Raw genomic sequence first — 13,037 nt, 5'->3', positions numbered from 1 at the left:
GCACCGGCGAGACCGGGGCTCCGGCCGGCCTCGCACCCCCGACGACCCCAGGACCCCCGATGAAACGCCCCCGCCTCCCCTCCCACCCCCGTCCCCTCCCCCGCGCCCGCACCGCCGGACGCCGTGCTCCCGTGGCGCTGGCGGTCCCGGCGCTGCTGGCAGTGGCGTTCCTGCTGCTGCCGCTGATCGGGATCCTTGCCCGTACCTCCTGGGGGGAACTGGGCACGCACCTCTCCAGCCCTGAGGTCGTCGAGGCGCTCAAGCTGTCCCTGTTCGTGTCGTTCTGGGCGCTGGGCCTCTCGCTGCTGCTGGGGGTGCCGCTGGCCTGGCTGCTGGCCAGGACGGAGTTCCCCGGCAAGGCGGTCGTACGGTCGCTGGTGCTGCTGCCGATGGTGCTGCCGCCGACGGTGGGCGGGGTGGCGCTGCTGCTCGCATTCGGGCGGCGGGGGGTGCTGGGGCCGTGGCTGGAGGACACCTTCGGGGTGACGCTGCCGTTCCAGACGGCGGGGGCGGTGGTGGCGGCGACGTTCGTCGCGATGCCGTTCCTGGTGATCAGCCTGGAGGGGGCGCTGGGCGGACTGCGTCCCCGGTACGAGGAGACGGCGGCCTCGCTGGGGGCTTCGCCGGTACGGGTGTTCTTCACGGTGACGCTGCCGATGGTGGCGCCGGGGCTGATCGCGGGGGCGGCGCTCACCTGGGCGCGGGCGCTGGGCGAGTTCGGCGCGACGATCACCTTCGCCGGGAACCTGCCGGGCACGACGCAGACCCTGCCGCTCCAGGTGTACCTGCTGCTTCAGGAGCAGCCGGAGGCGGCGACCTCGGTGTCGCTGCTGCTGCTCGCCATCGCGATGGGGGTGCTGATCGCGCTGCGCGGGCGCTGGACGGGAACGCCGCAGACGGCGAAGCGGCGCGGCACGGTGCCCCCGGAGCCCGAACCGTCGGTGGTGCGGGCGCAGGTGCCGGAACCGGTGCTCCCACCGGGCGAGGGGTGGTCCCTCTCCACCGAGGTCACCGGATTCAACCGGCTCGCCCTGGACGCCGAGGCGGGCACGACCGTCGCCGTCGTAGGACCCAACGGAGCGGGCAAGACCACCCTCCTGCGCGCCCTCCTGGGCCTGACCTCACGTGCCGCCGCATCGCCGCTGCGGCTGGGCGGCACCGATGTCACGGACCTGCCGCCGCACCGCAGGGGGGTCGCGTGGGTGCCGCAGGACGGGGCGCTGTTCCCGCACATGAGCGCGCTGGGCAACACGGCGTACGGGCTGCGCGCCCGGGGAGTGCCGCGCGCCGAGGCGAGGCGCAGTGCGCAGGAGTGGCTGGACCGGCTGGGAGTGGGCGCGCTGGCGCACCGCAAGCCCGCCGAGGTCTCCGGCGGCCAGGCACAACGGATCGCGCTGGCGAGGGCGTTGGCGTCCCGCCCCCGGCTGCTCCTGCTCGACGAGCCGCTGTCCGCCCTGGACCAGACGACCAGGGCCCGGGTGCGGCACACGTTGCGCAGGCACTTGGAGGGGTTCGGCGGGGTGTGCCTGATCGTCACGCACGACCCGGTGGAGGCGGTGTCGCTGGCCGACCGGATCCTGGTCCTGGACGAGGGCGCGGTGCTCCAGGACGCCCCGCCCACGGAGGTCGCCCGGCACCCGCGTTCGCCGTGGGTGGCCCGGATGCTCGGCCGCAACGCGTGGCAGGGCACGGCGGCGAAGGGCACGCTGCAACTCCCCGGCGGCGGCCTGCTGGTGGTCGCGGACCCCCCGGCCGACGGCACGGAGGCGCTCGCCATCATCGCGCCCGAGGCGGTGTCGGTGCACCGGGAGCGCCCGGGCGGCAGCCCTCGTAACGTCTGGCCGGGAACCGTCAGGGAGGTCACCGCCAGCGGCAGCCGCCTGCGCTTGCTGATCGCCTCGGAGGAGGCCCCGGACCTGGTGGCCGAGGTCACGCCGCAGGCGGCGGCGGAGCTGGGGCTGGTGGACGGGGCGGAGGTCTGGACGAGTGTGAAGGCGACGGAGGTGACGGTGGTCGCGCTCTAGGTGCGGGGGTGGGTGGTCAGGTGGCGGGCCCGGCCACGGCCGGTGGTCATGTGCGGGTTGTTTGTGGCTGGCCGCGCAGTTCCCCGCGCCCCTGGGTGCCTGGGGGCGCGGGGAACTGCGCGAGCAACCACACTCGACCCGCTGCTAACAACCCCTGGCCCCGCGGAGCGGTTTAGGGAAGGGGCGGGGAGGGGCATCGCCCGCCGCAGGCGCGACCCCGCCCGCCTCAGACGCGCTCCCGCTACCTCGCGTCCAAGAAGCGATGAAGCGACCCCGCCAGCGCCGCGGCAAACGCCTCCCGCCCCTCCTCCCCCGGCAGCCTGTCCAGCGAGAGGTACGGGTTGAGGTCCTCCAGCTCGACCAGCAGCAGCTCACCCTCCCGCGTCCGGCACGCATCCACCCGCTGGATGCCGTGCTCAAGGGTGTTCCAGTCGATGAACGCCCGCGCGAACTCCAAATCCTCCTCACTGGCTTCGTAAGGAACGAGCTCCCACCGCCGCTCGGGGTCCGGCGCATGCAGGGCGTACTGGAAGGCGTCGTCGATGAAGGTGAAGGAGACCTCATACAGAAAATCGATCCGGGGCTGGATCAGAAGCGCACCACCGCGATCGAGGTCCGCCACCCGCCCGCGCGGCACGAACCGCAGCCCGACCGAGTCCGCTCCCGCCTTCGGCTTGACCACGTACTCCTCGCAGACGGGCAGCGCGTCCAGGTGCTCGGGAGTGTCGACGGTGGGGATGACCCGGTGGCCGGTGGCGGTGAGGTCGACGAGGTACTGCTTGCCCGCCATGTCGGCCCGGCCGCTGAGCGGGTTGTAGACGAGGGTGCCGTCGCGCAGGGCACGGGCGCGGAAGGCCTCGTACTCCTGCTGGTAGTGCAGTACGGGGCCGGAATTGCGGACCACCACCGCGTCGAAGGCACCCATCAGGGACGCCGCGTCCAGCGGGTGGCACAGTGCGATGTCGAAGTCCGCGCGCAGCCGTGCGGAGAGGGCGATGTCCTCGTCGCAGTAGCGGCGGCCCCTGGCCGGGTAGCTGAGGTCGGTGACGTACAGAAGGCGGGGGCGGACGGGCACGGCGGGACTCCTCGGGTGATGGACGTTCACCCTAAGGGGTGAGGGTTTGACCTTCCCCTTGGGGCAAGCCCCAGCATCGGCGGTACCGGGCAGCACGCCCGGTGCGAGAAGGAACGAGCACGAGAAATCCCGGCATGGCAGAACACCACACAAACACCAGGACCGGCACCGGCACCGGCACCAGCACCAGCACCGGAATCGGGGGAACCGCATGACACTCCTGACCATCGGCGCCTTCGCCAAGGCCTCCCGGCTCTCGCCCAAGGCCCTCCGGCTCTACGACGAGCTCGGGCTGCTCACGCCCGCCCGCGTCGACCCTGTCTCCGGCTACCGCCTCTACGCACCCGAACAGCTGGACCGGGCGCGACTGGTGGCCTGGCTGCGCAGGCTGGGCATGCCGCTGGCCCGGATACGGCACGTCTGTGCGCTGGACGCGTCCGGTGCGGCCGGAGAAGTGCGGGCGTACTGGGCGCAGGTCGAGTCCGACACCGCCGCCCGCCGGGATCTCGCCTCCTTCCTGATCGGTCACCTGGCACGGGAGGAAACCGTCATGAGCACCGCACCGAACCTGGAGATCCGTTACGCCGCCCTGTCCGACACCGGTCTGGTACGGGAGACCAACCAGGACACCGCCTACGCCGGCGGGCGGCTGTTCGCCGTCGCCGACGGGTACGGGGCGGCGGGGGCGCCCGCCGGGGCCGCCGCCGTCGACGTACTCAAGCGGCTGGAGAGCGCCCGCCTTCCGGCGGGCAGCCTGCTCAACGCACTGGAGGAGGCCGTCGAGGAGGCGAGGCGCGCGGTGCACGGTGTGGCCGGGCAGGCAACGGAGTCAGAAGGAACAGGAGGGACAGGAGGGATAGGAGGGACAGAAGGGGCAGGAGGAGGAGCGGCCGGCACCACGCTCACCGCGATGCTGTGGACCGGTTCGCAGCTGGCCCTTGTCCACATAGGGGATTCGCGCGCGTATCTGCTCCGTGACGGCGGGCTGTTCCAGATCACCCACGACCACTCCATGGTGCAGTCGCTGGTCGACGAAGGACGCCTGACTCCGGCCGAGGCCGCTTCGCACCCCCAACGGGCCATGCTGGCCAGGGTGTTGAGCAGCGACGCGGATGCGCCCGCGGTCGCCGACACCCAGCTGCGGGACGTCCTGCCCGGGGACCGTTACCTCCTCTGCTCCGACGGACTGTCGGCGGTCGTGCCGACCGAGGTGATCCGTGAGGTCCTCGCGGCGGGCGAGGAGCCGGACGCGGCGGTAAGCGAACTCGTCTCGCGTGCGAACGCCTCCGGCGGCCCCGACAACGTCAGCTGCGTGATCGCGGACGTGCTCCATTCAGGGAATTGACCGTCCCTGAATCACCCGTGGGAGGGAGCGCGCGTGTCCGGGCGTCGCCCGGGGCGCGATGGTCTGCGGGTGCGGGGACGAGCAGGGACGGTCGGGGACGAGTTCGGCGCTCGGCGCCGTGTTCCCCCCGGCTTCCGCCCCTCCTCCCGCCCCGCACCCGTTGTTCCGGCCTTTCCACAAGGAGTTTCCTCATGCGCTTCCACCGTTCCCTGCTGGCCGCCGTCGGTGCGGTCGCCCTCCTCCTCGGCACGGCCACGGCGGCGTCCGCCGTGCCCACCACGACCGGGGCGATCATGAACCCGTGCGGGTTCTACGAAACCGGCAGCGACGCCTTCTACAACCACTGCACGGGCGACGGCTCGCGAGTCGTGATCAAGGTCGAGGTCTGGGGCCCCGACTACGAGCGCTGTGTCGCTCCGGGCGAGACCTGGCTGGGCTCGTCCGGCAAGATCGACGGTGCGTACTACGCCGGACGCACCTGCTGATCGGCTGCGGGCGGCGGCCCGCACGCATGATCACCCCATGAAGAGGCGGGCCCGGGACGGCAGTTCCCGGGCCCGCACCCATGCCCGGCTGCTCGGTACGAGGCCCGAACGGCCTACGCCGCCGCCCCGAGGACCACGCCCCGTCCCGCGTAGAAGCGGTCCAGGTCGGCCCACGGGACGGCGGCGAACTCCTGCGAGTGGCCGGGGAAACCCGATGGGTTGTGCATGAGCAGGGCCTCGGGGGTGGCGCCGACCGCGAGCACGAGGTGACCGCCCTTGTGCGGCGGGTCCTCCTCGGGCCGGGCCCGGACGTCCGGGTGCACGGACAGCATCAAAAGGCTTCCACCAGCCAGCAGTTGAGGGATCTCCTCGATGGGGAGGTCGCGGCGGCACTCGGCGCTCAGCGGCCAGTTCGCCTCGACGTACCGGGCGAACGGCGCGTAGATCAGCCCGTCGAGCCCGCCGTCCTCCCGGCGTACGTAGGCCCCGGCCGCCTCGCACGCGGCGGCCAGTTCCATGGCGGTGGGCACGGGCTGCCCCCAGTGCGCGAGGCACATGCGCAGGCAGGCCATGCCGCACAGCCGCCACGACCACCAGTCGTACTCCTCGGGCGTGGCGGCCCCGTACTCGCGCCACAACGGGTCCTGGGTGGCGGGCAGTTCGCCCGAGAGGATCGCGGGGACCAGCTCGGGCGACGCCCACTGCGAGAAGTACGGGACGGGGTGCCGGACGGTCGCGATCGCGGGGCCGGGCATGGTCACGGCGGCGGGCGTGGTGCAGTTCACGGGCGTGGTGCTGTTCACGGGCATGGGGCCGCATTCTGCTATGCGGCCCCGGGCGGGGCGTGCCCGGGGCGCCTTGTCGGCACTGCCCCCGTCAGCCGCGCAGCGCGTCCGCCAGCAGGTGGACGGACTCCTGTTCGCGCGGGTCGGTGCGGGCGACGATGCAGTGGACGGGCTCGTCGCCGGTGACCGGCATGTGCGGGGTGTCGGCCGGGATGAACACCATGTCGCCCGGGCCGAGTTCGTCGCGGGCGGCGAGCCCCGCGCCGTGGTGGATCTCGTGGCGTCCGCTGATGATGTAGATCGCCGACTCGTGGCCCGCGTGGACGTGGGGTTCGCCCCGGGTGTGGGGCGGTATCCGCACCTCGTGGAGGCAGAGGGCGTGGGTGTCGACGGTCTCGGCGGAGACGCCCTGGGTGAAGATGCCGCCCTGTACGCCCTGGTAGCCCTCGTCCGTACGGCGCAGCACGACGGCGTTCGGGATCTCACCGCCCACGCCAGCCGCACCGGTCACCGGGAACAGGTCCGCGCCCGCCCCCTCCCGCATCCCCGCGCCGACCCGGAACTGGTTGCCCGCCGGGTCGGCCAGGAGCACCCACGCGCTCCCCGCCGGATCGTCCACGACGGTGGCGCCGAGCGCGGTCAGCCGCCGGACCTCCTCGTCGCGGGTGCCCTCCGGCCGGAGGCTGAGGAGGACACCGTTGCGCTCCGACTTCTTCTCCGCGGTCCGTACGAACAGCAGGTCCGGCTGTCCCGCGCCCTCCGCCAGGGCGACCTTGTCGTCGCCGGGCGCGTCCAGCCCGTCGACGGCCCGGCCCAGCGCCGCGCTCCAGAACTCGGCGATCTCGTACGGCTCGTACGGATCGGGGCAGCCGAAGGTGATGTGCTGAACCACGGATGTCACGGGGGACACTCCTCGTCACTTGTGTATCGGAGCTCCCGCCGGACTGTACGCGCAAGGTCCTCGCAACTGCGGGTCATTCGCACACATGTGCCGAAAAGCATCGACCGGATTCCTCCGGTCCTCGCCCTAGCTCCGGGCGCCCGCCGGGGTGCGCTGCGGGGTGAGCGGGGACGTGGTCCTGGTCCGGTGGGCGAGACGTGCGGTCCTGGTGGCGACGTCGACCGTGTAGGCGTCCACGGTCATCGCCTGCTCGGAGACCCTGAGCACCATGAAGCCGTGGTCGGAGAAGTTCTGCCAGGTCGCCGGGTGGCTGGAATGCGCCCTTCCGTCACCGGACTTGGCGGCGGCTCCGCAGACGATCTGCCGGGTTCCCGCCGTGCGGGCGGTGGGCTCCAGGAGCTGGAGGGTGTGGTCGTGGCCGGACAGGATCAGGTCGGCGCGTCCGCACACCACCTCCTCGTACAGCTCCTTGAGGTGGATGCCGCGCGTGTAGTGGCCGACGATGAAGCCGTCGTACGAACCGGCGCTGCCGTGCTTGCCGTTGTTGAGGTACGGGTGGTGGCCGAGGACCACCTTCCAGCGGGCCCCGGACGCGGCCAGCGCACCGTCGAGCCATTCGCGCTGGGCGCGCATGTACGGGCCGTCCCACTGGTAGTGCGGGTCGAGCTGGGTGACCGTGGAGGCGACCGGGTTGGTGTCCAGGGCGAAGAACTCGACGAGCGGGGCGGTGCCGCCCGCGGGCAGGGCCGCGCTGTAGTAGCGGCTCGGCATGTACCAGCGCCGGGACGACCTGGCGTACGAGACCTCGCGGTCGCCGCGCGAGGGGTCGCCGCCGCTGCCGGGGAGCAGCCCGGAGCAGTCGTGGTTGCCGAGGACCATCAGCCACGGGATGTCGATCCCGGTGTTGGGGTCCTCGAACTTGGTCCGGAACTCGGAGTCGTGGTCGGACTCCGGGCCGTTCTCGTAGATGTTGTCGCCGAGCCCGACAGCCAGGCTGATGCCCTCGGTGCGGCAGATCTCGCGGGCGGCGGCGGCCACGGCGTGCTGGGCCTCCTCGCCGGTGCCCGCGTCGCCGGTGATGAGTACGGTGAACTCGCCCGCCGCGTTGGGGTGTTCGGGGAAGGGGTACTTCTCCGCGGCCGCCCTCGCCGGGTCCGGGGCGCCACCGCGCGACTCCCCCGCCGGACGGGCCTCGGCGGTGCCGCCGCCGGGCAGCACGGCGAGCGCCGCACCGGCCACCGCTCCACCCAGCAGGGCCCGCCGCCGCACCGCGCTCATGGCCCGGACGCGCTCGCCCACCGGCCCGTCCGCCAGCTCCGGGTCGGCCCGCAGCCACTGCTCTTCGGTCAGGTCCGCCGTGGGCGGGATCAGTTCGTCATCGCACATGGATGGGTTTTCCCACAAGTGACCGGTAGGTAGGGCGTCGATAGAGCGAACAGCCGGCGGAGGTGTCGAGGGGAATGTGTGTACGAGTGGGCTTGGGCGGGCGGCAGTGCGGGGTGGGGTGGCGTGCGGTGGGGCGGTCCGGCGGGTCAGTTGGGGTCGCGTTCGAAGCTGTGCCAGCGGCCGATGACCTCGAAGCCGCGGCGCGCGTACCAGTGGCGCGGCCAGTCCTGCGCGTCGGCGATCAGGAAGAGGGTCGGGCAGCCCGCTTCGGCGGCCATCCGCAGTCCGGTGGCCACGATCGCGTCGGCGTGCCCGGCACGCTGGTGGGCGTCGGCGGTGACCAGGTCCTCGATCTGGGCGATGCCCTCCGCCGGGTCGAGATAGAGGTCGGCCCAGGAGGCGACCTCGCCCTTCTCCGTACGGGAGGCGAGGAAGTGGACGGTGTCGGCGCCCCGGCGCCGGGCCTCGCGGCGGTCGACGAGCTGGCGGATCACCTCGGCGCCGACGTGCGGCAGGAAGCCCCGCATGCTGTCGGCGAGCGGCGCCCGGAAGTCGTCGAGGCCGATGGACTGCGCCTCTCGCGGGGGCCGGTCGGCGTCCGGGGCGGAGTTGCCGGTGTGCAGCATGACGAGGTTCTCGGAGTGCTCGTACCCGGCCCGGGCCATCGCGTCCCTGCTGGCCGCGCCGGTCGCTTCGTCGTACAGGTAGACGGTGCGGTGCGACAGGTGGCCGAGTGCCTGGTCGGCGAGTGCAGGCAGGCTGCCGGGGGCGTCGAGCGGGCCGGGGACGACGAGGTGGTTGTCGCCGTGCGAGACCGGGAACGCGTCGTCGAACACGGCGAACCCGCCGGGTACCTCGGTGATGCGGCTCGCCCTGCGCCGGTCGTAGGCGATCAGGAAGGCAAGGATCCGGGAAAGTTCGGGATGCTGCGGCATAACGGGAGCCTATGCGGAGCGAACCGTGCGGCACCTGCGGTTTTCCGGCCCCTTCCGGTGCGCACACCGTCGGGCGCGCCCAGGACCAGAGGGCTTACGTGATGTCCCCGGCCGCTTCGGCGCCCGGGTGGCCCGGTGCGAGGAAGACGACGACGTTCCCGCCCTCCGCGCCGACCGTTCCAGGCAGCGGTACGACCTCGTGCCAGCCGCACCGCCGGTAGAAGGCGACCGTGTCCGTCGCCGTGCGCTGCGTGAGCAGCCAGGCACGTCCGTCGGGGGCGGCGGCCTCCAGTACGGCGTCCAGCAGGCGGCGGCCGAGTCCGGTGCGCCTGGCCCGCTCCCGTACCGCGAGCTCGTCGATCTGGAAGACGCCCGTGAGGAGCTCGGCCACCCGGCGGGGGCCCAGCTGGGCGGCGACCCGGCCGTAGGAGCGCTCGCCCGGGAAGGGATCGGGCGTGGTCCAGCCCGTGGTGAAGCCGTCCACACCGGCGTCCGAGGTGGCGACGGCCGCGAGGAATCCGGGGCGGAGCCGGTCCGTGCCGACGAGCCGGTCCTCGAATTCCTTGGCCGCGCCCGGGCCCTCGTTCCAGGGCGGGGCGGTGAAGACCTCGGTGTAGACGTCGATCAACTCTGGTGTCACAGCCGCCAGTTCGGACCCGTAGATGCGCATGCCCGGACTCTACCCAGAACTTCCCCAAAGAAATTCTGCAAAACTACTTTTGGAAAGTCCTCCGATGGTTCTAGGCTCCGGGCATGGTCAGCGAAGAGCACTCCACAGAGCACCGGCGCGTCCTCGACCCCGAGCGGGACGCGGCGGCACTCAAGGCCCTCGTCCACCCCCTGCGCATCCAACTCCTGGGATTCCTCCGTCAGTTCGGCCCCGCCACCGCGAGCGAGCTGGCCGCGCGCAGCGGCGAGTCGTCCGCCTCCACCAGCTACCACCTTCGCGTGCTGGCGAAGTACCGGTTCGTCGAGGAGGCCGAGCACCGGGACGCACGGGAGCGGCGCTGGCGTTCGGTGCACTCCGTCACGACCTGGACCAACGAGGACATGGAAGCGACCCCGCACGGCCGCTCCTTCGTCACGTACATGCGCAGGAGGCAGCTGGAGCACCTGGAGCGCACCCTCGTGCAGCACGAGGCGGACATCACCGACGGACGGCTCGGGTCCGAATGGCTGGAACCGGCCGGGATCTCCGACGCGATGAACCGCCTCACCCCGGCTTCACTGACGGAGCTGAGGGAGGCCTTCGACGCCAAGCTGACGGAGCTGGCCGCGCGGGACGCCGGAAATCCGGCGGCCGAGCAGGTCGTCATCCTCGCCGCGCTACTGCCGCTCGCACCTTCCGATCCGCCTGCCGCGCCCGCCTCTGCCGAGACTCCGGCTCGGACTCCTGCCGGAACTCCTGCCGACGACGCCACCGCCGAGACCCCTGACAGTGCCGCATGAGCGACACAGCCGCCGTCCTGCGCACCGCCCGGCGCCGCTACTTCACCGTCACCCTGCTCTTCTGGCTGCCGGCCGGCCTGGCCATCGCCCCGGCGATCCTGCTCTTCACCGATCGCGGCCTGAGCCTGACGGCGGTCGCCGGGCTCTTCACCGCCCACTCCCTCACCGCCGCCGCGCTCGAACTCCCCACCGGCGGGCTCTCCGACGTACTCGGCCGCCGTCTCGTACTGGTCGCCTCCGGGCTGCTCAGCATCGCCGCCTTCACCCTCCAGGCACTCAGCACGTCGTACGGGCTGCTCCTCCTCGGCCTGATGCTGATGGGGGCGGCACGGGCACTCTCCAGCGGTCCCGCCGAGGCCTGGTACGTCGACACCGTCCACGCCCACGCGGGTCCGGACGCCGATCTGCGCACCGGGCTCTCCCGGGGCAGCTCCGCCGAGAGCATGGGACTGGCGGTCGGCACCCTGGTCGGCGGCGCGGTGCCGTGGCTCATCGGCCTGGTCCCCGGCCTCGGCTCCCGGCTGTCCGACGCCACCGGCGGTCTGGTGGTCCCGCTGTCCGTGCCCATGCTGCTGAGCGCGGCCGTCATGAGCTGCTTCGCGCTGTACGTACTGACCGCCCTGCGCGAGCCCCCGCGCGCACCCGCCACCCTGCGCGGCGTCCTGCACGGCGTCCCGGCCACCGTTCTCGGCGGAATACGCCTGGGCACAAGCGAAGTGACGGTCCGTCGGGTGTTGGTAACGGCTGCGGTCAACGGTGTCGGATTCTCCGCCGTCGAACTGCTGACCCCCGGCCGGGCCGCCCTCCTCACCGGCGCCTCGGAGTCGGGTGCGGTGCTGTACGCGGTACTGGCCTGCGCCGGGTTCGCGGTGGCGGGGCTCGGTGCCTCCCTCGCACCGTTGGCCGCCCGGCTGACCCGCAGCAGCGAACGGGCCGTCCTGGCGGGGACCGGCGTCGGCGCCATCGGCCTGCTGCTGCTCGCCGTCACCGCGCCGTCCGCCGGGCCGTTCGCGCTGGCGCTCGCGGCCCTCGGCTTCGCCCTGTTCTACCTCGGCATCGGCGCGTCGGGCCCCAACGAGAACGACCTGCTGCACCAGCGCGTCACCAGTTCGGTCCGCGCGACCGCCCTCTCCGTACAGTCCCTGGCGGTTCAGCTGTCGTTCTCGGTGACCGGGCTGCTGCTGGCCTCCCTGCCGCTGGGTCCGCTTCCCTGGCTGGTCGGATCCGTCGCGATGCTCGCGGGCGCCTTGCTGTGGGCACGCCGCCCGGTCGGGGTCGCGGCCCCTGCCACGGCCAAAGCCGCCGTCGGCGTCGGCACCGACGGCGGTCCCGTGCCGGTGGCTACGCCCGCGCCAGGCACTCCCGTACAGCCGTGACGAGCCGCCCGGCCCTGGCGTCGCCGTGGCCGATCATCCGGTTGGCGACATAGCCGAAGCCCACCCCGAACTCGTCGTCCCCGAAGCCGAACTGCCCGCCCGCTCCGTCGTTCCCGAAGCTGCGCGCGCCCAGGGTGGCCCGGAAGGGCGAGTCGAGCAGGAAGCCGGACCCCCAGCGCGCGCCCGCGTCGAAGCCCAGCCACGACTCCCCCGCCGACTGCTCCCGTACGGCATCGGTGACGGTCTCCCGCGTGAGCAGCCGGGTCCCGCCGTCGATGCCGGTCGCGGCGGCGGCGTACAGCTCGGCCAGTCCGCGCGCCGAGGCCACCGCACCCGCTCCGGGGATCTCGGCGCCCAGCAGGGCGGGGTCGTTCCAGCCGTGCGGTGCGTCCAGGCCGGGGAAGGCGAAGGCGCCGTTCATGGTGACCATACGGGTGAGGAGATGCTCGGGGCCTGGCATCGGGGGCCGCCCCTCGGCCTCGGCCAGCCTGGCCAGCCTGCCGGTTTCGGCGGCGGGCAGACCGATCCAGCAGCTCAGGCCGAGCGGGTCGCCCACGGCCTTGCGGAAGTACGCGCCCGGGGTGAGCCCGGTGATCCGTCGGACCAGCTCGCCGAGCAGGAAGCCGAAGACATGGGCGTGGTACTCGTAGGCGGTGCCGGGCGCCCAGAGCGGCTCCTGGGCCTCGATCGCACGGATCACCGGGGTCCATTCGGTGATCTCGTCGAAGGACGGGGTGAGGTCGAGGACGGGCAGCCCGGCCCGGTGGCCGAGGACCATGCGTGCGGTGATCCCCTCCTTGCCCTCGCGCGCGAACTCGGGCCAGTAGCGGGCCACTGGCGCGTCGAGGTCCAACTCGCCCCGCTGGGACAGGAGATGGACGCAGAGGGAGACGATTCCCTTGGCGCAGGAGAAGACGGGGACGATCGTGTCCTCCTGCCACGGGCGGCCGGTCACGGCGTCTGCGGTACCGCCCCACAGGTCGACGACCTTGCGTCCACCGGCGAACACCGTGACGGCGGCGCCGAGTTCGTCGAAGTCCTCGAAGTTGCGGGCGAAGGTGTCGGCGACGGCGCCGAAACGCTCGTCGGCCCAGCCGTGGTGCTGCATGATGCGGTCTCTCTCGTCGGTGGCAGTCGGCGGTTCGCGGATGTGCGGATACGCGGATACCCGGATACGCGAGTACGGGCGAGGAACCCACTCCGCCCCGCCCTGCCGACAGCGTCACGCTATGTGCGCCCGCCCCACCGCCACCAGCGGATTTCCCCGGAAGGGACC

At 72.6% G+C, this 13,037-nt stretch carries 12 protein-coding genes; 5 read left to right on the top strand and 7 right to left on the bottom strand.

The genetic code is table 11. The features are described from left to right. The first annotated feature begins 59 nt into the window (after positions 1 to 59). Positions 60 to 2,024: an ABC transporter permease gene (locus ACZ5PB_RS33515; protein ID WP_468696451.1), complete on the top strand. Its 1,965-nt coding sequence runs from the start codon at positions 60 to 62 to the stop codon at positions 2,022 to 2,024. 241 nt (positions 2,025 to 2,265) lie between these two features. On the opposite strand, the gene ACZ5PB_RS33510 is transcribed toward ACZ5PB_RS33515, so the two are convergent. Next, positions 2,266 to 3,099, bottom strand: a complete 834-nt coding sequence (locus tag ACZ5PB_RS33510; RefSeq protein WP_468696450.1) for a hypothetical protein — start codon at positions 3,097 to 3,099, stop codon at positions 2,266 to 2,268. A gap of 211 nt (positions 3,100 to 3,310) precedes the next feature. Between ACZ5PB_RS33510 and ACZ5PB_RS33505 the strand changes: the two genes are divergently transcribed. Both ACZ5PB_RS33505 and ACZ5PB_RS33500 read left to right on the top strand, forming a co-directional pair. Then, entirely contained in the window at positions 3,311 to 4,444 is a 1,134-nt protein-coding gene (locus tag ACZ5PB_RS33505; protein ID WP_468696448.1) for a MerR family transcriptional regulator, read from the top strand. Positions 4,445 to 4,635: 191 nt separating this feature from the next. Further along, positions 4,636 to 4,929 carry a DUF6355 family natural product biosynthesis protein gene (locus tag ACZ5PB_RS33500; RefSeq protein WP_468696446.1) on the top strand — a complete coding sequence of 98 codons (294 nt, stop codon included), beginning with the start codon at positions 4,636 to 4,638 and terminating at the stop codon, positions 4,927 to 4,929. Positions 4,930 to 5,042: 113 nt separating this feature from the next. Here ACZ5PB_RS33500 and ACZ5PB_RS33495 read toward each other — a convergent pair whose 3' ends face one another. From ACZ5PB_RS33495 to ACZ5PB_RS33475, 5 genes are all read right to left on the bottom strand, one after another. Beyond that, positions 5,043 to 5,684, bottom strand: a complete 642-nt coding sequence (locus ACZ5PB_RS33495; RefSeq protein ID WP_468696641.1) for a C39 family peptidase — start codon at positions 5,682 to 5,684, stop codon at positions 5,043 to 5,045. A gap of 121 nt (positions 5,685 to 5,805) precedes the next feature. Continuing rightward, positions 5,806 to 6,615 (bottom strand): VOC family protein, encoded by an 810-nt coding sequence (locus tag ACZ5PB_RS33490; protein ID WP_468696445.1) that lies wholly within the window; start codon positions 6,613 to 6,615, stop codon positions 5,806 to 5,808. Between the two features lie 126 nt (positions 6,616 to 6,741). Beyond that, positions 6,742 to 8,001: a metallophosphoesterase gene (locus tag ACZ5PB_RS33485; RefSeq protein WP_468696444.1), complete on the bottom strand. Its 1,260-nt coding sequence runs from the start codon at positions 7,999 to 8,001 to the stop codon at positions 6,742 to 6,744. Between the two features lie 146 nt (positions 8,002 to 8,147). Next, positions 8,148 to 8,936, bottom strand: coding sequence for a GNAT family N-acetyltransferase (locus ACZ5PB_RS33480; RefSeq protein ID WP_468696442.1), 789 nt, complete (start codon positions 8,934 to 8,936; stop codon positions 8,148 to 8,150). A 94-nt stretch (positions 8,937 to 9,030) separates the two neighbouring features. Continuing rightward, the gene (locus ACZ5PB_RS33475) at positions 9,031 to 9,606 is read right to left on the bottom strand and encodes a GNAT family N-acetyltransferase (protein ID WP_468696440.1); all 576 of its coding nucleotides are present in this window, start codon (positions 9,604 to 9,606) and stop codon (positions 9,031 to 9,033) included. Positions 9,607 to 9,689: 83 nt separating this feature from the next. Here ACZ5PB_RS33475 and ACZ5PB_RS33470 point away from each other — a divergent pair, with 83 nt between their 5' ends. After that, a complete protein-coding gene (locus tag ACZ5PB_RS33470; protein ID WP_468696438.1) occupies positions 9,690 to 10,385 on the top strand; it encodes an ArsR/SmtB family transcription factor in 696 nt (231 codons plus the stop codon). Continuing rightward, on the top strand, positions 10,382 to 11,761 hold the full coding sequence (locus ACZ5PB_RS33465) for an MFS transporter (RefSeq protein ID WP_468696436.1): 1,380 nt from the start codon (positions 10,382 to 10,384) through the stop codon (positions 11,759 to 11,761). Before ACZ5PB_RS33470 ends, ACZ5PB_RS33465 begins: the two co-directional genes overlap by 4 nt. On the opposite strand, the gene ACZ5PB_RS33460 is transcribed toward ACZ5PB_RS33465, so the two are convergent. After that, positions 11,727 to 12,869 carry a serine hydrolase domain-containing protein gene (locus ACZ5PB_RS33460; RefSeq protein ID WP_468696435.1) on the bottom strand — a complete coding sequence of 381 codons (1,143 nt, stop codon included), beginning with the start codon at positions 12,867 to 12,869 and terminating at the stop codon, positions 11,727 to 11,729. The genes ACZ5PB_RS33465 and ACZ5PB_RS33460 overlap by 35 nt on opposite strands. Positions 12,870 to 13,037 lie beyond the last annotated feature (168 nt).

It is taken from the genome of Streptomyces sp. NPDC032721 (assembly GCF_055579625.1).
Note: the sequence above shows the minus strand (reverse complement) of the source record. Positions and strands in the feature narration are given on the sequence as shown.